Source organism: Mycobacterium sp. (genome assembly GCF_049585075.1).
Classification (GTDB): domain Bacteria; phylum Actinomycetota; class Actinomycetes; order Mycobacteriales; family Mycobacteriaceae; genus Mycobacterium.
Window position 1 is genome coordinate 1 of the sequence record NZ_JBAUZA010000389.1, and the last position, 19384, is coordinate 19384.

19 protein-coding genes, 2 tRNA genes and 2 pseudogenes are annotated in these 19384 nt (G+C 64.5%); 8 read left to right on the forward strand and 15 right to left on the reverse strand.

What is annotated here, in order from left to right:
• The coding region (locus tag WB785_RS18210; RefSeq protein ID WP_424080715.1) for a DAK2 domain-containing protein at nucleotides 1–457 on the reverse strand (457 nt) is incomplete at its 3' end.
• Nucleotides 458–659: 202 nt separating this feature from the next.
• Between WB785_RS18210 and rpmB the strand changes: the two genes are divergently transcribed.
• Complete coding sequence (gene rpmB / locus WB785_RS18215) at nucleotides 660–854, forward strand: 50S ribosomal protein L28 (protein WP_424080697.1); 195 nt, start codon at nucleotides 660–662, stop codon at nucleotides 852–854.
• Here rpmB and WB785_RS18220 read toward each other — a convergent pair.
• From WB785_RS18220 to WB785_RS18230, 3 genes are read right to left on the reverse strand one after another with little or no spacing between them, the layout of a single operon-like run.
• Nucleotides 851–1534 (reverse strand): uracil-DNA glycosylase, encoded by a 684-nt coding sequence (locus WB785_RS18220; protein WP_424080698.1) that lies wholly within the window; start codon nucleotides 1532–1534, stop codon nucleotides 851–853. The genes rpmB and WB785_RS18220 overlap by 4 nt on opposite strands.
• Nucleotides 1531–1821 carry a DUF1330 domain-containing protein gene (locus WB785_RS18225; RefSeq protein ID WP_424080699.1) on the reverse strand — a complete coding sequence of 97 codons (291 nt, stop codon included), beginning with the start codon at nucleotides 1819–1821 and terminating at the stop codon, nucleotides 1531–1533. The genes WB785_RS18220 and WB785_RS18225 overlap by 4 nt, the downstream gene beginning before the upstream one ends.
• A gap of 9 nt (nucleotides 1822–1830) precedes the next feature.
• Entirely contained in the window at nucleotides 1831–2775 is a 945-nt protein-coding gene (locus WB785_RS18230) for a thiamine-phosphate kinase (RefSeq protein WP_424080700.1), read from the reverse strand.
• Nucleotides 2776–2820: 45 nt separating this feature from the next.
• Between WB785_RS18230 and WB785_RS18235 the strand changes: the two genes are divergently transcribed.
• Nucleotides 2821–3348 (forward strand): DUF3515 domain-containing protein, encoded by a 528-nt coding sequence (locus tag WB785_RS18235; RefSeq protein ID WP_424080701.1) that lies wholly within the window; start codon nucleotides 2821–2823, stop codon nucleotides 3346–3348.
• Nucleotides 3349–3481: 133 nt separating this feature from the next.
• Here the strand turns inward: WB785_RS18235 and WB785_RS18240 are convergent, their stop codons facing one another.
• Together WB785_RS18240 and WB785_RS18245 are read right to left on the reverse strand one after the other, a co-directional pair.
• Nucleotides 3482–4591 (reverse strand): D-alanine--D-alanine ligase family protein, encoded by a 1110-nt coding sequence (locus WB785_RS18240; RefSeq protein WP_424080702.1) that lies wholly within the window; start codon nucleotides 4589–4591, stop codon nucleotides 3482–3484.
• Between the two features lie 45 nt (nucleotides 4592–4636).
• Nucleotides 4637–5638, reverse strand: coding sequence for an NAD(P)H-dependent glycerol-3-phosphate dehydrogenase (locus WB785_RS18245; protein ID WP_424080703.1), 1002 nt, complete (start codon nucleotides 5636–5638; stop codon nucleotides 4637–4639).
• A 92-nt stretch (nucleotides 5639–5730) separates the two neighbouring features.
• Between WB785_RS18245 and cofC the strand changes: the two genes are divergently transcribed.
• The 3 genes and pseudogenes from cofC (at nucleotide 5731) to WB785_RS18260 (ending at nucleotide 9684) form a co-directional block, all read left to right on the forward strand.
• Nucleotides 5731–6384, forward strand: coding sequence for a 2-phospho-L-lactate guanylyltransferase (cofC, locus tag WB785_RS18250; RefSeq protein ID WP_424080704.1), 654 nt, complete (start codon nucleotides 5731–5733; stop codon nucleotides 6382–6384).
• Between the two features lie 62 nt (nucleotides 6385–6446).
• Nucleotides 6447–8682, forward strand: a pseudogene (locus WB785_RS18255) (RNA degradosome polyphosphate kinase).
• Between the two features lie 99 nt (nucleotides 8683–8781).
• Nucleotides 8782–9684, forward strand: coding sequence for an NUDIX hydrolase (locus tag WB785_RS18260; protein WP_424080705.1), 903 nt, complete (start codon nucleotides 8782–8784; stop codon nucleotides 9682–9684).
• Between the two features lie 70 nt (nucleotides 9685–9754).
• On the opposite strand, the gene WB785_RS18265 is transcribed toward WB785_RS18260, so the two are convergent.
• From WB785_RS18265 to leuC, 3 genes are all read right to left on the reverse strand, one after another.
• Nucleotides 9755–10381, reverse strand: coding sequence for an HU family DNA-binding protein (locus WB785_RS18265; RefSeq protein ID WP_424080706.1), 627 nt, complete (start codon nucleotides 10379–10381; stop codon nucleotides 9755–9757).
• Between the two features lie 200 nt (nucleotides 10382–10581).
• A complete protein-coding gene (leuD, locus tag WB785_RS18270) occupies nucleotides 10582–11178 on the reverse strand; it encodes a 3-isopropylmalate dehydratase small subunit (protein WP_424080707.1) in 597 nt (198 codons plus the stop codon).
• 17 nt (nucleotides 11179–11195) lie between these two features.
• Nucleotides 11196–12632, reverse strand: coding sequence for a 3-isopropylmalate dehydratase large subunit (gene leuC, locus WB785_RS18275; protein WP_424080708.1), 1437 nt, complete (start codon nucleotides 12630–12632; stop codon nucleotides 11196–11198).
• A 50-nt stretch (nucleotides 12633–12682) separates the two neighbouring features.
• Here leuC and WB785_RS18280 point away from each other — a divergent pair, with 50 nt between their 5' ends.
• Nucleotides 12683–13384, forward strand: a complete 702-nt coding sequence (locus WB785_RS18280; RefSeq protein WP_424080709.1) for an IclR family transcriptional regulator — start codon at nucleotides 12683–12685, stop codon at nucleotides 13382–13384.
• 27 nt (nucleotides 13385–13411) lie between these two features.
• Nucleotides 13412–13924, forward strand: coding sequence for a PPOX class F420-dependent oxidoreductase (locus tag WB785_RS18285; RefSeq protein WP_424080710.1), 513 nt, complete (start codon nucleotides 13412–13414; stop codon nucleotides 13922–13924).
• Nucleotides 13925–13934: 10 nt separating this feature from the next.
• On the opposite strand, the gene WB785_RS18290 is transcribed toward WB785_RS18285, so the two are convergent.
• The 4 genes from WB785_RS18290 to WB785_RS18305 all read right to left on the reverse strand — a co-directional run bounded on the left by WB785_RS18290 (nucleotide 13935) and on the right by WB785_RS18305 (nucleotide 16538).
• Nucleotides 13935–14007: transfer RNA gene (locus WB785_RS18290), tRNA-Glu, on the reverse strand.
• An 84-nt stretch (nucleotides 14008–14091) separates the two neighbouring features.
• Nucleotides 14092–14163 (reverse strand) — tRNA-Gln (locus tag WB785_RS18295).
• A gap of 117 nt (nucleotides 14164–14280) precedes the next feature.
• Nucleotides 14281–15753 carry a glutamate--tRNA ligase gene (gene gltX / locus WB785_RS18300; protein WP_424080711.1) on the reverse strand — a complete coding sequence of 491 codons (1473 nt, stop codon included), beginning with the start codon at nucleotides 15751–15753 and terminating at the stop codon, nucleotides 14281–14283.
• A complete protein-coding gene (locus WB785_RS18305) occupies nucleotides 15750–16538 on the reverse strand; it encodes a fumarylacetoacetate hydrolase family protein (protein ID WP_424080712.1) in 789 nt (262 codons plus the stop codon). Before WB785_RS18305 ends, gltX begins: the two co-directional genes overlap by 4 nt.
• A 173-nt stretch (nucleotides 16539–16711) precedes the next feature.
• On the opposite strand from WB785_RS18305, the pseudogene WB785_RS18310 reads away from it, so the two are divergent.
• Nucleotides 16712–17767 (forward strand): annotated as a pseudogene (locus tag WB785_RS18310) (MFS transporter); the annotation flags it as partial.
• Nucleotides 17768–17900: 133 nt separating this feature from the next.
• Here WB785_RS18310 and WB785_RS18315 read toward each other — a convergent pair.
• Together WB785_RS18315 and WB785_RS18320 are read right to left on the reverse strand one after the other, a co-directional pair.
• Nucleotides 17901–18911 carry a 3-isopropylmalate dehydrogenase gene (locus WB785_RS18315; protein WP_424080713.1) on the reverse strand — a complete coding sequence of 337 codons (1011 nt, stop codon included), beginning with the start codon at nucleotides 18909–18911 and terminating at the stop codon, nucleotides 17901–17903.
• Between the two features lie 49 nt (nucleotides 18912–18960).
• The coding region (locus tag WB785_RS18320) for an ACT domain-containing protein (RefSeq protein ID WP_424080714.1) at nucleotides 18961–19384 on the reverse strand (424 nt) is incomplete at its 5' end.

Consider the following 19384-nt stretch of genomic DNA (forward strand, 5'->3'; position numbering starts at 1 on the left):
GCACCGAAACGATCGTGCCGGGGACCTCCTGGCCACCCATCGAGCTGATCACCAGGTCCACGCCGTGATTGAACGCCTCGCCGAGCAGTGCTGCGTCGATGACCTGCAGCTCACCACCGGATTCGGCGACGGCGCCGGCGGTGACGTCGGCGATGCCGCGCAGAATCTGCGACAGAATCACCCCGGAGTTGCCGCGCGCGCCGTTCAGCGCGCCCGCCGACAGGGCGGCGGCCACCCGGACAACGTCCCCAGGACCTGCCTTGGAAAAAACAACAGTGTTGGCCTCCGCCAGCGCCGAGCGCATGGTGAACAACATGTTGATGCCCGTGTCGGAATCGGCGACCGGGAACACATTGAGCCGATTGATCTCGTCGATGTGGGTGATCAGGTCGCTAACAGCGGTGTGTGCCCAGTCACGCAGCGCGGACGCGTCCAATGGGCGATCCGGCCTAGCCAGCCCCGACCCCACCTGAGATCCACCTCCTTCACGCCGCCATCGGTGGGCGCCAGCCTATCTATTGCAGCCGACAGCACAGGTCACATGGCACTCGGCGCGTGTTGATCGTTTTGGCGGTTCTGCCCTGCGGCGGCTATTCTGGCCAGGTCGTCGGGCCACCCGTTACTGGTCGTTGGTCCCAGAGATTTGAGGAGTTTCACGTATGGCTGCCGTCTGCGATATCTGCGGGAAAGGCCCCGGCTTCGGCAAGTCGGTGTCGCACTCCCATCGCCGGACCAGCCGTCGGTGGAATCCCAACATTCAGAGCCTACGTATTGCCACCCGCCCCGGCGGCAACAAGCACCGCATCAACGTCTGCACGTCGTGCATCAAGGCCGGGAAGGTCACCCGCGGCTAAGGCAGTTTCCAGTCGATCGGCTCGCCGCCCATTTCGGCCAACAGTTCGTTGGCGCGGCTGAACGGGCGCGAACCGAAGAATCCCCGCGACGCTGAAAGCGGCGAGGGATGCGGCGATTCGATCGAGACGCAATCACCGCCCGCCAGCATCGGCTTGAGCGTCGAGGCGTCGCGCCCCCACAAAATGGCCACCATCGGTTGCCGACGATCCACCAGAGCGCGAATCGCGCACTCGGTGACGGCCTCCCAGCCCTTGCCGCGGTGCGACGCCGGGTTGCCCGGCCGCACCGTCAGTACGCGGTTGAGCAGCATCACCCCCCGCTCTGCCCATGGCGTGAGGTCGCCACTGGATGGCATCGGGTGGCCCAGGTCTTTGACATATTCGGCAAAAATGTTGTCAAGACTTCGGGGCAGCGGGCGCACGTCGGCGGCTACCGAAAAGCTCAGGCCGACGGCGTGCCCGGGCGTCGGATAGGGGTCCTGTCCGACAATCAGAACTCGCACCTGATCGAACGGAAATGTGAAGGACCGCAACACATTCGGGCCAGCTGGCAGGTAGCCTCGGCCAGCTGCGATCTCATCGCGCAGAAACTGGCCCATGTTGGCTACCTGCTCGCCGACCGGCTCCAATGCGGCTGCCCAGCCGTTCTCAACGAGTTCACGCAATGGCCGAGCGGTCATACCAGCCCCTTTGCCAACACCACCACCGTGTCCGCACCCGCGCGGCGATCCTGGGAAATCTCCTGATACTCCGGCGATTCCGACCATGACCGGAATTCCGAATCGTCAGGAAAGGACATCAACACCACCTTGTCGCGATCCCAAATGCCCTCAACGACCTCTGGAGACTCGTCGGCAGCCAGCAACGTTCCGCGGTGTCGACGAAAGACATCCATGAATCGGGCCTGGTACCGGTCGTAGGCGGCGCGGTCGGTAAACCGCAACTGGGCGATGGCGTAGACGGTCACCGGGTCACCCTAGCGGCCGAACGATTCCCAGCCGGCGTATCCGCGCCACTCCGCGCCGTCGACGAGCACCCGTGCCGGCCCGTCGAGCACCTGCCCGATCACCCGCCATCCGGCCGGGGCCGGGCCCGCGAACGCGGCGACCAGAGCATGGTCCTCTCCCCCGCCGAGCACCCACGTCCACGCGTCGACGCCGACCGCCTCTACGGCACCCAGAAGTGCTTCGCGATCGGCGCGGAGGGCCTCGGTGCTCAAGTCGACGGTCACGCCGGATGCCTGGGCCAGATGCCGCAAGTCGCCGACCAGACCGTCGGAAACGTCGATCATCGCCTGAGCACCGGCGTCGGCAGCTGCCCGGCCCTGCCCATAGGGCGGTTGCGGGACGAGATGGCGATGCCGCAAGTCGTCGAATCCATCAATACCGTTGTGCCACAGCGCATATCCGGCAGCAGAATGCCCAAGCTGGCCGGCGACGGCAATCCGCGAACCGGGTCGCGCCCCGGACCGCAGCACCGGCGCTCGGCCGTCCAGATCGCCCAGCACGGTGATCGACACCACCCACTGCGGGCTGCTGACCAGATCTCCGCCGACGATGCCGGCGCCAATCCGGCCGGCCTCGTCCCACATTCCGTCAGCCAGCGCGCTGACGTGTGCTGTCAGCGTTTCGGGCGGTGCGCCGAAGCCGACGACCAACGCGGTGACCCGTGCGCCCATCGCCTCGATGTCGGCGGCGTTCTGCGCGACGGCTTTACGGCCGACGTCGTGCGGAGTCGACCAATCCAGCCGGAAGTGCCGGTTCTCGACGAGCATGTCCGTGGACACCACGACGCGACCGTCGGTGGCCACCAACACAGCAGCGTCGTCACCCGGTCCGACAGCGACCGCGCCCGGCTGGCGCCGGCCCCGTATCAGCCGGTCGATCATTCCGAACTCGCCGAGTTCGCCCAGCGTGCTCACACCACCTCCTGGCGGGTACGTTACGACCCCGGGAGTGTAAGCACGATGGACAATAGTGAAGGCCCGCCGCGCACCGTGCTAATCGCTGCGCTAGTGCTGGCGGTCGGCGCGATCGGCGTCGTCTTGGCGATCGCGGTTACTCACCACCCGCCGCTACAACCGGTGGCCATCGCAACTGTCCCCGCCCCGCACGCGCAGGATCCACCCTGCCGGACGCTGCTGGCGGCACTGCCGCAGCGGCTCGGCGACTATCAGCGCGCGTCCATCGTGCAGCCCGTGCCTGCAGGCACCGCCGGCTGGCGGGCGGCAAGTGCTAGCGAACCGGTGGTGCTGCGATGCGGACTCGACCGTCCGACCGATTTCGTGGTCGGTTCGCCGATCCAGCTCGTCGACCGGGTGCAGTGGTTCGAGGTGCGCCAAGATGACCGCGCTACTTGGTACACCGTCGATCGCCCGGTCTATGTAGCGCTCACTCTGCCGCCGGGTTCTGGGCCGACGCCGATCCAGCAGCTTTCAGAACTGATCGGCCGCACCATCCCGGCGGTCCCGATCAGCCCATCGCCGGCCGGCTGACACCATCTCTGGCAATCGAGTGTGAAGCCTGGGATTCGAGTGTGAATCCTGGACGGGAAAAATGCGATTCTGTCGCCCTCAGTTCACCGTCGACGCCGTAAGTTCACACTCGGCGAGCGGGGAGTGGCAAGCGCTAGCGCAGACCTGTCCCGCGCGCGAGCGCCGTTTCGACCATGGTCGCCACCAAGGCCGAATACTCCATCCCGCTGGCTGCCCACATCCGCGGGTACATCGAGATCGTAGTGAATCCGGGCATCGTGTTGACCTCGTTGACTATTGGCCCGTCGTCGGTGAGGAAAAAATCCACCCGGGCCAGGCCTTGGCAATCGATTGCCTTGAACGCGCGGATCGCCAACTCCCGCACTGCCTCGCTTACCTCGTCGTCGATCTTGGCGGGCACGTCGAGTTCGGCGGCGTCGTCGAGGTATTTGGTCGCGAAGTCGTAGAAGGAGTCTTCGCGGCCGCGCACCCCAGCCACCCGGATTTCTCCGACGGTGCTGGCTTGCACTGTGCCGTCGGGGAATTCGAGCACGCCACATTCCAATTCGCGGCCGACAACGGCAGCCTCGACGATCACCTTCGGATCATGCTGGCGCGCCAGCCCAATGGCCGCGGGCAACTCCTCCCAGCTGGTCACCCGGCTGACCCCGATCGACGAGCCGCCCCGCGCGGGCTTGACAAACACTGGCAGCCCGAGGCTTTCACGCTGCGTAGGTTCCAATGTCGACTGCGACGTTCGCAGCACCGCATGCGCACCGATCGGAAGTCCTTCGGCGAGTAGCAATTTCTTGGTGAACTCTTTGTCCATCCCCGCCGCGCTGGCCAACACGCCAGCGCCGACGTAGGGCACGCCGGCAAGTTCGAGCAGCCCCTGGATGGTGCCGTCTTCCCCGTAGGGTCCGTGCAACACCGGGAAGACCACGTCGACGGACGCCAACACCTCAGCCCCACCGGGTGACAACGACACCAACTCACCGGCTCGCTGCGGATCTGCCGCCAGAGCCAGTTCGGTGCCCGATTCTGAACTCACCCCCGGCAACTGACGATTGGTGATCGCCAGAGCGTCCGGGTCGCCGTCGGTGAGCACCCACGAGCCATCCGGGGTGATGCCGACCGCGACGACTTCAAACCGCTCCGGATCAAGGTTGCGCAAAATGCTGCCCGCTGAGACGCAGGAAATGGCGTGCTCGTTACTGCGTCCGCCGAACACGACGGCGACGCGGATGCGGTCACGGGCACTCACGCCTAGAGAGGCTACCGCCTAGGCGCCGCGGTGCTGGTTACCAGCTCATTCCGGTTTGGTGCTGCGTCCCAACAGCAAAGCCACCGCCTGGTCCACCAACAGCCCCTTGTGACAGACGCGGTGCACCGCGTCGGTCAGGGGCATCTCGACGTCGTAACTCGAGGCCAATGCCAGCACGGACTCGCACGACGTCACCCCTTCGACGACGTGGCCGCCGCGCGCCTGCAGCGCCGACTCCATCGTCCCGCCCCGCCCCAGGCATTCGCCGAACGAACGGTTACGTGAGCGGGGCGAGGTGCAGGTGGCCACCAGGTCACCGACCCCGGCCAAACCCGCCAACGTTGTCCCTTTAGCCCCGACCGCTATCCCGAACCGCATGATCTCGGCCAGCCCGCGGGTGATGATCGCCGCCGCGGTGTTTTCCCCCAGGCCAACCCCCGCCGCCATTCCGCAGGCCAGCGCGATGACGTTCTTGCAGGCGCCGCCGATCTCGGTGCCGATCACGTCGGCATTGGTGTACGGACGGAAGTAACCGGTGTTGAGCATGCGCTGCAAGGCCACCGCCCGCCCGGAATCGCTGCACGCAATGACGGTGGCAGCAGGTTGCTCATCGGCGATCTCGCTCGCCAGGTTGGGCCCGGAAATGACCGCCACCTGCGACGCGTCGACGCCGGTTACCGCAGCGACGACCTGGCTCATCCGCATCAGCGTGTCCAACTCGATGCCCTTGGCGGCGCTGACCAGGGTTGCTCCATCGGTGAACAGGCTCTTCCACTGTTCGACATTGGTTCGCATCGTCTGCGCCGGCACAGCCATTAGCACGGTTGACGCCCCGCTCAGCGCTTCGTCGGCGTCCCCGGTGGCGCGGACGCCCGCCGGCAACTGGATGCCGGGTAGGTAGTCGGGGTTTTCACGGCTTGCGTTGATTTCCGCGGCCAGGTCGGATCGCCGCGCCCACAGCGTGACCTCGCCGCCCGCGTCGGCGAGGATCTTGGCCAGCGCCGTACCCCATGCACCAGCCCCCATCACCGCTGTCGTGCTGGCCATCGTCTGCCGTCGTCCCCGTCTGTCATTGATGCGCTCACTTCCGGCGCTCCACCGTAGCCCAGCGACAATGCAGGCACTGGCAGGATGGCGCTATGAACGGCAGCCAAGCCGACACCGGCCCTGATGTCGGCTTGATCGTCGCCGTCAAGCGACTAGCCGCCGCCAAGACCAGGCTCGCGCCGGTGTTTTCCGCACAGACGCGGGAAAAGGTAGTGCTTGCCATGCTGGTTGACACCCTCACCGCCGCCGCGAGGGTCGGGGCTGTGCAACACATCACCGTCATCACGCCCGATGACGCCGCGGCGGGCGCGGCAACCGAACTCGGCGCTGAGGTGCTATCCGATCCCACGCCGGAAGGCCACCCGGACCCGCTGAACAATGCGATCGCCGCCGCCGAGCAGGTGGTTGCCGAGTCGGTATCGAATATCGTTGTGCTGCAAGGGGATTTACCGGCATTGCAGACGCAGGAACTCGCCGAGGCGATCGCTGCGGCACGACATCACCAGCGCAGTTTCGTTGCCGACCGGCTCGGCACCGGCACCGCGGCGCTGCTTGCCTTCGGCGTCCCGCTCGACCCGCAGTTTGGGCCGGATTCCTCCGCGCGACATCGACGTTCGGGCGCGATCGAGCTCACCGGGGCGTGGCCCGGATTGCGCTGCGATATCGACACACCCGATGACTTGGCAGTCGCGCGCCGTCTGGGGATGGGCCAGGTGACCGGCCGGGCCGTTGCGGCCAGCCGGTAACGACGGGTGAACGGCATCTCAACGGCGAATGGACGCCAGCTGGTGGGTAGCAGCACCGCCCGATAATGGGGAATGATCGCAAGGGTGACCGATATCGAAGCCAGGGAAGCCACGGAAGCCGCCGCCGCAGCAGGTGCTACCAGCTTAGCGGAGGCCCGGCCCGACGGGCCCGCGTGGCGACCCGACGACTCAGCACCGGCCGCACCGCCCGCTGCCACGGCTGCGTTGGTCAAAGACGAACTTCCCGAGCACCGTTACCTCAACCGTGAACTGAGCTGGCTGGACTTCAACGCTCGCGTGCTGGCGCTGGCCGCTGACACCTCGCTGCCCTTGCTTGAGCGGGCAAAGTTCTTGGCGATCTTCGCCTCCAACCTCGACGAGTTCTACATGGTTCGCGTCGCCGGCCTGAAACGGCGCGACGAAATGGGCCTGTCGGTGCGCTCCGCTGATGGTCTAACCCCGCGCGAGCAACTGCGTCGCATCGGCGAGCAGACCCAACACATCGCCAGCCGGCACGCACAGGTCTTCCTGGACTCGGTGCGGCCCGGGTTGGCCGCGGAAGGTATCCACGTCATCACGTGGGCCGAGGTGGACGAGGCTGAGCGCGAACGGCTATCGACCTATTTCAACGAGCAGGTGTTTCCGGTTCTGACTCCGCTAGCCGTCGATCCCGCTCACCCATTTCCCTTCGTCAGCGGTTTGAGCCTGAATTTGGCGGTCACGGTCAGGCAGCCCGGGGACGGCGGGCAACACTTCGCGCGGGTCAAGGTGCCCGACAACGTCGATCGTTTCGTCGAGCTCGACGACAGGCAAGGCGACCAGGGAAAGGCAGAAGTTCGCTTTCTGCCGACCGAGGAGCTGATCGCGGCCTTCCTCCCGGTGCTGTTCCCGGGTATGGAGATTGTCGAGCATCACGCGTTCCGCATTACCCGCAACGCCGATTTCGAGGTCGAAGAGGATCGCGACGAGGACCTGCTGCAGGCCCTCGAGCGGGAACTGGCGCGTCGGCGGTTCGGGTCGCCGGTGCGCCTCGAGGTGGCCGACGACATGACCGAGCACATGTTGGAGCTGTTGCTGCGCGAACTTGACGTGCATCCCGGTGATGTCGTCGAGGTACCGGGGCTGCTTGATCTGTCGTCGCTGTGGCAGATCTACGACCTCGACCGGCCGGCGCTGAAGGATCCGACGTTCGTTCCTGCCACCAACCCGGCGTTCGCCGAGCGGGAAACGCCGAAGAGCATTTTCGCGACACTGCGAGAGGGTGACGTGTTGGTACACCACCCCTATGACTCGTTCTCCACTAGCGTGCAACGATTCATCGAGCAGGCTGCCGCCGATCCCAATGTGCTGGCAATCAAGCAGACGCTCTACCGCACGTCGGGTGACTCACCGATTGTTCGGGCGCTGATCGAAGCCGCCGCGGCCGGAAAGCAAGTCGTGGCACTGGTCGAGATCAAGGCACGGTTCGACGAGCAGGCCAATATCGCATGGGCGCGCGCACTGGAGCAGGCGGGAGTCCATGTGGCGTACGGCCTCGTGGGCTTGAAAACGCATTGCAAGACTTGTCTGGTCGTGCGTCGTGAAGGCTCGGCGATCCGGCGCTACTGCCATATCGGGACCGGCAATTACAACAGCAAGACCGCGCGGCTCTACGAGGACATCGGCCTGTTGACCGCCGACCCCGACATCGGCGCCGACCTCACCGACCTGTTCAACTCGCTGACCGGCTATTCACGCAAGCTGGACTACCGCAACCTTTTGGTTGCGCCGCATGGTATTCGCGCCGGCATCATCGAACGTGTCGAGCGGGAGATTGCCGCTCACCACGAATCCGGCAGCGGGCGGATCCGGCTCAAGATGAATGCGCTTGTCGACGAGCAGGTCATCGATGCGCTCTATCGTGCGTCGCAAGCCGGGGTGCGCGTTGAGGTGGTGGTGCGCGGAATTTGTGCACTGCGTCCCGGCGTCGAGGGCTTCTCCGAAAACATCTCCGTGCGCTCGATTCTGGGACGTTTCCTCGAGCACTCGCGGATCATCCATTTCCGTGCCATCGACGAATTCTGGATCGGTAGCGCCGACATGATGCATCGCAACCTCGATCGGAGGGTCGAGGTGCTGGCTCAGGTGAAGGACCCCCGACTGACCGCACAATTGAACGACATCTTCGAGTCGGCGCTGGACCCCGCAACGCGCTGCTGGGAACTTGGGTCCGAAGCACAATGGACCGCGTTACCGCAACCGGGTCACACGGTTCGCGACCACCAGGTATCGCTGATGGAGCGGCACCGGAGCTCCTGATGCCACCTGTACCATTGCGACGACGTCCATCAGCCGCGAAGGTGCGAATTGACTTGCCAGCGTTACGGTGCCGACTCGCCGTCGGTCGGATGACTTAGTGTGAGCGAGAAAATCGTTTGGGCCGCCGGTGCGGTGCTCTGGCGACCCGGACCCGGCGGGTTGGTCGAGGTTGCTCTCATCCATCGCCCTCGCTACGACGATTGGTCGCTGCCCAAGGGCAAAATGGATCCCGGGGAAACCGAACCGGTGACCGCGGTCCGAGAAGTTTTCGAGGAGACCGGACACCGCGCACAACTTGGTCGGCGACTGCACAACGTGAGCTACCCGGTGGACCAAGGCGTCAAGCGGGTTCGCTACTGGGCGGCGCGCAGCCTCGGCGGAGAATTCGCTCCCGGCCGAGAAGCCGATGATCTGATCTGGCTGTCGATCGCCGATGCGGCCGGGAAAGTGTCCTACCCACACGACCGAAAGGTCTTGCGCCGGTTCGCCAAATTTCCGGCGGACACCCAGACCGTATTGGTGGTCCGGCACGGCACCGCGGGCAGCAAGTCTCGATTCTCCGGTGACGACAAAATGCGGCCGCTGGACAAGAAGGGCCGTGGGCAAGCCGAGGCACTCGTCGGGCAGCTGTCTGCTTTTGGTCCCACCGACGTGTACGCAGCTGATCGCATGCGGTGTCACCAAACCGTTGAGCCGCTCGCCGAGGAACTGGGTGTGGTCATCTGCAATGAGCCCACGCTGACCGAGGAAGCGTATGCCGACAACCCTAAACGCGGTCGACGGCGGGTTTTACAGATTGCCGACTTGCATCGCACGCCGGTGATCTGCACCCAGGGCAAGGTGATTCCAGACCTGATCGCCTGGTGGTGTGAACGCGACGGGATACGTCCGGACAAGTCCCGCAACCGCAAGGGCAGCACCTGGGTGCTCTCGCTGGCGGATGGCCATCTGGTTGCCGCCGATCATATCGGCAGTGCGCTGGCCACCAACGTGGTGACCTGACACGAAGATTCGCCGCGGGCGTCTCATTAGAGCCGGCCCCGCGGCGAATCTTGTGTTCAGCGGTTAGTGCTTACCGACGGCCGCGGCGGGCCGTGGCCTTCTTGGCCGGAGACCGCTTGGCAGCGCTCTTCTTGGCCGGTGCCTTACGAGCGGGAGCCTTCCTCACGGCTTTTTTGGTGACCCGCTTTGCCGGCGACTTCTTAGCAGCCTTCTTCACGGCTTTCTTAGCGGGCGCCCGCTTGGTCGCGGCCTTGCGGGCCGGTGCCTTCCTCGCGGCGGCCTTACGGGCCGGAGCCTTCTTGGCAACCTTCTTCACGGTCTTCTTGGCGGCCTTCTTCGCCGGCGACTTCTTGGCGGCCTTCTTGGCACCGCCGGCCACGACTCCTCGCTTCACTGCTGGTCCTTCCGCTGGGAGGCGCTGCGCGCCAGAGACAACCGCTTTGAATTGTGCGCCCGGACGGAACGCAGGCACAGATGTTGGCTTTACCTTTACCGTCTCACCGGTGCGCGGGTTACGGGCTACACGTGCCGCGCGACGACGCTGTTCGAAGACACCGAAGCCGGTAATGGTCACGCTGTCACCCTTGTGCACCGCCCGCACAATAGTGTCGACGACATTCTCGACGGCGGCGGTTGCCGACCGTCGATCTGAGCCCAATTTATCTGTGAGCACATCAATGAGCTCTGCCTTGTTCATGCAAAATCCTCCGCTGCTCGCGGTCCACGTTGGACCGACTAGAGGACACGGTAAACCCTCAGGTGCCTGATTTCCAAGAGCCACGCGCAATTTCAATCAGTTCTGGCGAACTTTTTAGGAATCCGGTTGCCGCGCTTGGTCGGTGGCGAACGCGTCAAATACACCGCTGTGGCGCCCGAAATTCGGGGCCAATCGAGCCGTCAGGAAGTTGGCAGCGTCTGCGGTTTCCAAGCTGGCCGAGTTGACTCGAAAACTTCGACCTGGCCCCGTTTTCGCAGCGTAAGGGCTATATCATCGAGGCCTTCCGTCAGGCGCCAGGCGGTGTAATCGTCAATCTTGAACGGCACCACCACCGTTCCTGCGGCCACATTCCGATCTTGAAGATTGACAGTGATTTCCAGCCCGGGGCTGCTCTCGATCAGCTTCCACAGCAGTTCGACATCATCTTGGGCAACTTCGGCGGCCAGCAGCCCCGCCTTGCCCGCATTGCCCCGAAAAATGTCACCGAACCGCGACGAGATGACTACTCGGAATCCGTAGTCCATAAGCGCCCACACCGCATGCTCGCGAGAGGATCCGGTGCCGAAATCGGGACCGGCGACCAGTACTGAACCTCTGTCAAACGGACTGAGATTGAGCACAAAAGAGGGATCGTTGCGCCACGCCGCGAACAATCCATCTTCGAAACCCGTTCGGGTCACGCGCTTCAAATAGACCGCCGGAATGATCTGATCGGTGTCGACATTGGAACGCCGCAGCGGCACTCCGATACCGGTGTGAGTGCGAAAAGCCTCCATTGCGGTTCTCCCTCTTCTCAGTTCAAGTCGGCGGGGGCGGAGAGCTTCCCGCGCACCGCGGTGGCGGCGGCAACTGCGGGCGACACCAAGTGTGTGCGGCCGCCCTTGCCCTGGCGTCCCTCGAAATTGCGGTTCGACGTTGCCGCGCACCGCTCCCCCGGCGACAGCTGGTCGGGATTCATACCAAGGCACATCGAGCAGCCGGCCTGACGCCACTCGGCACCGGCGGCTGTGAAGATCTCGCCCAGCCCTTCGTTTTCGGCCTGTGCGCGAACCCGCATCGAACCCGGCACGACCAGCATCCGCACTCCGTCAGCGACTTTGCGGCCTCGCAACACTTCGGCTACCACGCGCAAATCCTCGATGCGGCCGTTGGTACACGATCCGACAAACACGGCATCTACCGCGATATCACGCATCGGGATCCCGGGCCGAAGGTCCATGTACGCCAGCGCTTTCTCGGCGGACTGGCGCTCGTTGTCATCGGTCATCAGCTCGGGGTCAGGCACCGTCGCCCCCAACGGGACGCCCTGCCCCGGATTTGTTCCCCAGGTGACAAACGGCGTCACCGAAGCCGCATCCAAATAGACCTCGGTGTCAAACTCCGCGCCTTCGTCGGTAGCGAGTTGATCCCAATAAGCCAGCGCCGCATCCCACAGCGCGCCGGTCGGGGAATGCGGGCGTCCGCGCAAGAATTCGTATGTGGTCGCATCGGGTGCAACCATCCCCGCCCGGGCGCCGGCCTCGATGCTCATATTGCAGATCGTCATCCGGGCTTCCATCGAGAGCGATTCGATGGCGCTGCCGCGATATTCGATGACATGGCCTTGGCCACCGCCGGTGCCGATCTTGGCGATCACCGCCAGAATGATGTCCTTGGCCGTCACACTCGCCGGCAGTTCACCGTCGACGTTGACAGCCATCGTCCTGAATGGGCGCAGCGGAAGTGTCTGAGTGGCCAACACATGTTCGACCTCGGAAGTGCCGATTCCCATTGCCAATGCCCCGAATGCGCCGTGCGTGGAGGTGTGGCTGTCACCGCACACGATCGTCATTCCCGGCTGCGTCAGGCCCAACTGCGGGCCGACGACATGCACGATGCCCTGATCGATATCGCCCATCGGGTATAGCCGGATCCCGAATTCGGCGCAATTGCGTCGTAGCGTCTCGACTTGATTGCGGGAAACGGGATCGGCGATCGGCTTGTCGATGTCCACGGTCGGCACGTTGTGGTCTTCGGTGGCCAACGTCAGGTCGGGCCGACGCACCGGACGCCCGGCCAGACGCAGACCGTCGAATGCCTGCGGACTGGTGACTTCGTGGACCAGGTGCAGATCGATATAGATCAGGTCGGGCTCGGTGCCCCCACCCGAGGCCACCACATGGTCGTCCCAAACCTTCTCTGCCAGCGTGCGTGGGCGCCCGGCAGCAGTGTCTGCTGAAGTTTTTGTCACAACGTCATCCCAATTCTTCATCTCACTATGCGAGACGTTAGTATCTCTCTGTGAGACAGGATAGCGGTATCGGCGTCCTCGACAAAGCCGTAGTGGTGCTGCACACAATCGCGGAATCACCGTGCGGGTTGGCCGAACTGTGCGGACGCACCGGTCTACCCAGAGCCACTGCACACCGACTGGCCGCTGGCTTGGAGGTGCATCGCTTGCTGGCACGCGACGGCGATGGGCGTTGGCGCCTCGGCCCGGCGGTTAGCGAGCTGGCCGCTCAGGTCAACGACCCGCTGCTGGCGGCAAGCGCGACGGTGCTGCCCCGGCTGGGCGAGATCACCGGCGAAAGTGTGCAGCTGTACCGCCGCGAGGGGAGCTCGCGGATTTGCATCGCCGCCGTGGAACCGCCTGCGGGCCTTCGCGATACCGTTCCGGTCGGAGCGCGCTTGCCGATGACGGCCGGATCCGGCGCCAAGGTGTTACTGGCCTACGGCGATGACGCCACTCGGCAGGCGGTACTGCCGGCGGCAAAATTCAGCGACCGCGCGCTGGCCGAAGTCCGGCGGCGCGGTTGGGCGCAGAGTGCAGGCGAGCGCGAGCCCGGAGTTGCGAGTGTGTCGGCGCCGGTACGCGATAGCAGCGGTGCGGTGATCGCCGCGATCTCGGTGTCGGGTCCGATCGACCGCATTGGCCGTCGCCCAGGCGCGCGTTGGGCAGCTGATCTGCTGGCGGCGGCCGATGCCCTTACCCGCCGACTGTGAAACGTAACCACCTGACACACTGTCGTGGTGGGAACCAATCAGCGCGCGAGCATCGTCATGTCGGAAGACGAGATCGCCGATTTCGTTGTCAAAAGCCGCACCGGGACGCTGGCCACCATCGGCTCCGACGGGCAGCCGCACTTGACCGCGATGTGGTACGCCGTGGTTGACGGCGAAATCTGGCTCGAGACGAAGGCCAAGTCGCAGAAGGCGGTCAACCTCACACGAGACCCACGGGTGAGTTTTTTGATCGAGGACGGCGACACCTATGACACCTTGCGTGGAGTGTCCTTCGAAGGAGTCGCCGAGATCATCGACGATCCCGACGTGTCGCACCGGGTTGGGGTCAGCGTGTTCGAGCGCTACACCGGTCCCTACAGCGACGAAATGAAGCCGTTCGTCGAGCAGATGATGAACAAACGGGTCTGCGTGCGCATCGTGGCCCGTCGCTCGCGTTCCTGGGATCACCGCAAGTTGGGTTTGCCGGCCATGCCAGTGGGCGGATCGACGGCACCGGCCGTCGTGGGGACCGGCAAGTAAATTTCGTTTGTAGCCCCGATGGGATTCGAACCCACGCTACCGCCGTGAGAGGGCGGCGTCCTAGGCCGCTAGACGACGGGGCCAGAACCGATCCGAGGTGCCAGCATAGCTCACCGGAATACGCCCACCTAATTGCTTTGCCGTGGAGGGATGCTGGAGGAATTCAGCTGGGGTACCAGGACTCGAACCTAGAATGGCTGAACCAGAATCAGCTGTGTTGCCAATTACACCATACCCCATTGGCTGCCTAAAACAGCTGGTCAAAGGCATCCCGCAGACGATGTAATGGTCATGCTGCCGCTGCTGCCAGCTGCCCAAGGGCCGACGTGCAGACTACCAAACAATTCGGTCGCTTCTCACCCGCGCCCAACCTGCTCGCGAGCTTCCCGCACGCGCTGCAGACTGCGCTCGCGGCCAAGCAACTCCATCGATTCGAACAGCGGCGGGCTGACTAACGATCCGGTGATTGCCACCCGGATCGGGCCGAAAGCCTTGCGCGGTTTGAGCCCAAGCGCCTCGACCAACGCGGCCTTGAGGGCGGCTTCGATATCGGCCACCGTCCAATTCGCCAGCTCATCCAGCGCTGTTACCGCGGCGTCGAGAACCGGGCCGGCGTCGCTACCCAATTCCTTGCCCGAGGCCTTGGGGTCGATCGTGTACTCGTCGTCGTTGAAAAACTTCAGCAGCTCCCACGCATCACCCAGCACGACGATGCGGGTTTGCACCAGGCCGGCGGCCACCGCGAACCGTGCATCGTCGAGCCCAGTGTGCCGCCCCTGCGTAGTGAAGTAGTCGCGCAGTCTGCCGGTGAAATCATCGACGTCAAGCAACCGGATGTGCTCGGCATTGATCGCGTCCGCCTTTTTCTGGTCGAACCGCGCTGGGTTGGCGTTGACGTCGACAACGTCGAAAGCGGTCACCATTTCGTTGAGGCTGAACACGTCGCGGTCGGCGGCGATCGACCAGCCCAGCAGCGCAAGATAATTCAGCAGCCCCTCGGGTATGAAGCCGCGGTCGCGGTGGGCGAACAGGTTCGACTGCGGGTCACGTTTCGATAGTTTCCTGGTTCCTTCGCCCAACACCGTTGGCAAGTGGGCGAATTCCGGAACCCGATCGGCGATCCCGATGCGGATCAGCGCGTGATACAGCGCGATCTGCCGTGGCGTTGACGGCAACAGGTCCTCACCGCGCAACACGTGGGTGATCTTCATCAAGGCATCGTCGACCGGGTTGACCAAGGTGTACAACGGATCACCCGTTGCGCGGGTCAACGCGAAATCGGGCACGACACCCGCCGCGAACGCAGTCGGTCCGCGAACCAGATCGTTCCAGGCCAGGTCTTCATCGGGCATCCGCAACCGCACCACCGGTTTACGGCCATCGGCCAGATACGCCGCTCGCTGCTGCGGCGTCAGATCACGGTCGAAGTTGTCGTAGCCCAGTTTCGGACTGCGGCCGGCGGCCAGATGGCGCGCCTCGACTTCCTGGGGCGTCGAGAATGCTTCGTAGGCCTCGCCCGATGCGAGCAGCTGGTCCACCACGTCGCGGTAAATGTCGCTGCGCTGCGACTGCCGGTATGGACCGTAACCTCCGCCCACCTCGGGGCCCTCGTCCCAATTCAGCCCGAGCCAGCGCAGCGCATCCAACAGCGCCAGATAGCTTTCCTCGCTGTCGCGTTCGGGGTCGGTGTCCTCGACGCGGAACACAAAAGTGCCTCCGGTATGTCGAGCGTAGGCCCAGTTGAACAGCGCGGTACGAATCAAGCCGACATGCGGCACACCGGTTGGCGACGGGCAGAACCGCACCCGCACACCGGTTACTTGGTTCACGACTTTCCTTTGCGGACAACGGGATTAGTCAACGCTCCGATTCCCGCGATGGTGATACTCACGGTGTCACCGTCGTCGATGGGCCCGACACCGGCTGGCGTGCCGGTGAGAATGAGATCACCCGGCAGCAACGTCATTACCGCCGAAACCCATTCCACGATGGCAGCGATGCCGTGGATCATCATCGAGGTACGGCTGTCTTGTTTGACTACGCCGTTGACCTCGGTGCGCAATTCGAGATCGGACGGATCGACGTCGGTGACGATCCAGGGCCCAACGGGGCAGAACGTGTCGTGGCCCTTTGCCCGTGTCCACTGGCCATCGGCGAGCTGTTGGTCGCGGGCCGACACGTCGTTGGCGATGGTGTATCCCAGGATGCTTTCGGCAGCGCGCGCTGCCGTGACGTCCTTGCAGGGTCGACTGATGACGGCGGCGAGTTCACCCTCGTAATGCACGGGCGATGCGTCAGCTGGCAATCGGATGGGCACATTGGGCCCGATGATCGCGGTATTGGGTTTCAGAAAGATCACCGGGTCGGCCGACGCTTCACCGCCCATCTCGGCGATGTGCTCGGCATAGTTCTTGCCAATGCAGACCACCTTGCTCGCCAGCATCGGGGCCAGCAGTCGCGTGTCGGCCAACGACCAAGTGCGGCCGGTGAAAGTCGGGTTGCCGAACGGGTGCTCGGCGATCTCACGGGCAATCAGCCCGCCGGACTCATTTGCGTCGCCGTCGATGCTGACGAATGCGACGCCGTCAGGACTGGCAACTCGGCCAAGGCGCATTTGGCTGAGCCTAGTGAAAGGTTGGTGCGACCTGCGCAGCCGGGCTGGTTGTCGCTATAGCCACCGCATCCAGGGCGCTGTGCGAGCATGGATTAATGCCGCCGCAGCCGGACGACGATGCCGGGCCGGCACGGCCCGGTGAGGAATCCGGCAATCAAGCCGCGCCGACCGGCATGGTCACACTCAGTGCAGGCCGACGCTGGTCGATCGTGGTGGTTTCGCTAGTGGTGACGGCAAGTGCATTCGTCTTCATCAACGGCGTCGCTTTTCTGATTCCCGCTCTGGAGGACGACCTGGGCACGCCGCTGGCCGAAGCGGGGTTGTTGTCGTCGATGCCGAGCTTCGGCATGGTGGCGACCCTGATTCTGTGGGGCTATCTCCTTGACCGGGTAGGCGAGCGCATCGTGCTGACGGTCGGCTCGGCACTGACCGCCGCAGCCGCCTACGCGGCGACGACAGTGCACTCGATGGTGTCGTTCGCCGCGCTGCTGTTCGCCGGCGGGATGGCGGCCGCCAGCTGCAACTCGGCCGGCGGCCGGCTGGTTTCCGGGTGGTTTCCGCCCGAGCAACGCGGTTTGGCGATGGGTGTTCGCCAGACCGCGCAACCGCTGGGAATCGCGTTGGGCGCGTTGGTCATTCCCAAGATCGCTGAGCACAGCCGATCGGCGACAGCGGCCCTGATATTTCCGGCTGCGCTTTGTGCGGCATCGGCGGTGGCCAGTCTCGTCGCGGTCATCCAGCCGCCGCGCAAGGAATGGGACGAGGCCACCGCTCAGGAGCTGGCCAATCCCTACCGCGGATCGTGGGTGCTGCGGCGGATTCACGCCGTCTCGGCGCTGCTGATGGTGCCGCAAACGATGACTGTGACGTTCATGCTGATCTGGCTGATCTCGAATTATCGTTGGTCGATCGCCTCGGCGGGCGCAGTGGTTACGCTTTCCCAGCTGCTCGGGGCCGTGGGCAGAATCGTGGTTGGCCGATGGTCGGATCGGGTGGGCTCGCGGTTACGTCCGGTGCGCATCATGGCCGTCGCAGGTGTTCTGGTGCTGGCCGGGTTGGCGTTGGCCGATCATCTGCGCTCATCGATCGCCGTCCCACTGATGGTTGCGGCATCGGTTATCGCGGTGCTCGACAACGGGCTGGAATCCACTGCGATCACCGAATACGCCGGACCGTTTTGGAGCGGACGCGCACTAGGCCTGCAGAACACCTATCAGCGACTGATGGCGGCCGGTGCGCCCCCAATGTTCGGTGGGCTGATTGCCGCGCACGGTTATCCGCCGGCATTCGCGGTGTGCGGCCTTTTCCCGCTATTGGCGGTTCCGCTTGTGCCGGCCAAGGTTCTTCCGCCCGGCCTGGAAGCTAGAGCGCGGACGCTATCCGTTCGCCGACTTCGGCGGTGGATAGCTGTTCGGTCGGGCGACTGGCCAGATGGGACGCCACGGCCCGGTCCACTTGCGCGGCGGCAGCGTCTTCGCCGACGTGGGAAAGCAGCAGCGCCACCGACATGATCGCGGCAGTGGGATCGGCGATCCCTTGACCCGCGATGTCGGGCGCGCTGCCGTGTACGGGCTCGAACATCGACGGGTTGGTCCGGGTGGCATCGATATTGCCGCTTGCGGCCAATCCGATGCCTCCGCATACCGCGGCGGCCAAATCCGTAATGATGTCGCCGAATAGGTTGTCGGTGACGATCACATCGAACCGGCCCGGATCGGTGACCAGGTGGATGGTCGCGGCGTCGACGTGCTGATAGGCCACCTCGACGTCTGGGTACTTTTCGCCGATTTCCTGCACAGTCCGCGACCACAGCGATCCGGCGAATGTCAGCACGTTCGTCTTGTGCACCAGGGTTAGATGCTTGCGGCGCTGTGTTGCTCGCTCGAAAGCGTCTTGCACGACGCGGCGGACACCGAACGCGGTGTTGATGCTGACTTCGGTGGCCACCTCATGGGCGGTGCCGGTCCGGATCGCGCCTCCGGTGCCGGTGTATGGACCTTCGGTGCCCTCGCGGACCACCACGAAATCGATGTCGGGGTTACCGACGAGCGGGCTGCGCACGCCCGGATACAGCCGTGCCGGACGCAGATTCACGTGGTGATCCAGCGCGAAGCGCAGCCGCAGCAGCAGACCCCGTTCGAGCACGCCGCTGGGCACCGATGGATCCCCAATGGCCCCAAGCAAAATCGCATCGTGTGCCCGCAATTCGGCAATCGCCGTCTCCGGCAGTACCTCACCCGTCGCGTGGAACCGCCGCGCGCCCAGGTCGTAATCGGTCTTCTCGACGCCAGGCAACACCGCGTCGAGCACCTTGACCGCCTCGGCGACGACCTCAGGCCCGATGCCGTCGCCGGGAATCACTGCCAACTTCACTGGCGCCGCTCCTCCTCATCGCTGCGCTCCGCATCGTCGCCGGCGCGTTTCACGAGAGGTCAACCACTTCGAGCTTGTTCGCGTTGACGGCCGCGCCGATCGCGGACCGAACGTCGGCAGGCACGTCGCGATCCAGGCGCAGCAAAATCGTCGCGCTCGGCCCTTCGGCGTCTTCGGACAACTGGGCGGCGTGGATGTTGACCCCGGCAGTGCCGAGCAGGGTGCCGATCTTGCCCAATGCCCCAGGTTGGTCGGCGTAGTTGATCACCAGGTTGGTGCCCTGGGCGCGCAGGTCGAAGTTGCGGCCGTTGATCTGCACGATCTTTTCCACCAGCTGCGGGCCGGACAGCGTGCCGGCGACGTTGACGACCGAACCGTCGGAAGCCACCGCCCTCACGTCGACAACGCTGCGGTGGTTGGGACTTTCGGTGGCCGTACTGAGATCGGCTGCCACACCACGTTCTTCAGCGATC

Coding starts and splice junctions, on each gene's coding strand:
- rpmB (WP_424080697.1), top strand. CDS start 660: ATGGCTGCCGTCTGCGATATCTGCGGGAAAGGCCCCGGCTTCGGCAAG.
- WB785_RS18220 (WP_424080698.1), bottom strand. CDS start 1,534: ATGACCGCTCGGCCATTGCGTGAACTCGTTGAGAACGGCTGGGCAGCC.
- WB785_RS18235 (WP_424080701.1), top strand. CDS start 2,821: ATGGACAATAGTGAAGGCCCGCCGCGCACCGTGCTAATCGCTGCGCTA.
- WB785_RS18245 (WP_424080703.1), bottom strand. CDS start 5,638: ATGGCCAGCACGACAGCGGTGATGGGGGCTGGTGCATGGGGTACGGCG.
- cofC (WP_424080704.1), top strand. CDS start 5,731: ATGAACGGCAGCCAAGCCGACACCGGCCCTGATGTCGGCTTGATCGTC.
- WB785_RS18265 (WP_424080706.1), bottom strand. CDS start 10,381: ATGAACAAGGCAGAGCTCATTGATGTGCTCACAGATAAATTGGGCTCA.
- leuD (WP_424080707.1), bottom strand. CDS start 11,178: ATGGAGGCTTTTCGCACTCACACCGGTATCGGAGTGCCGCTGCGGCGT.
- WB785_RS18305 (WP_424080712.1), bottom strand. CDS start 16,538: ATGCGCCTTGGCCGAGTTGCCAGTCCTGACGGCGTCGCATTCGTCAGC.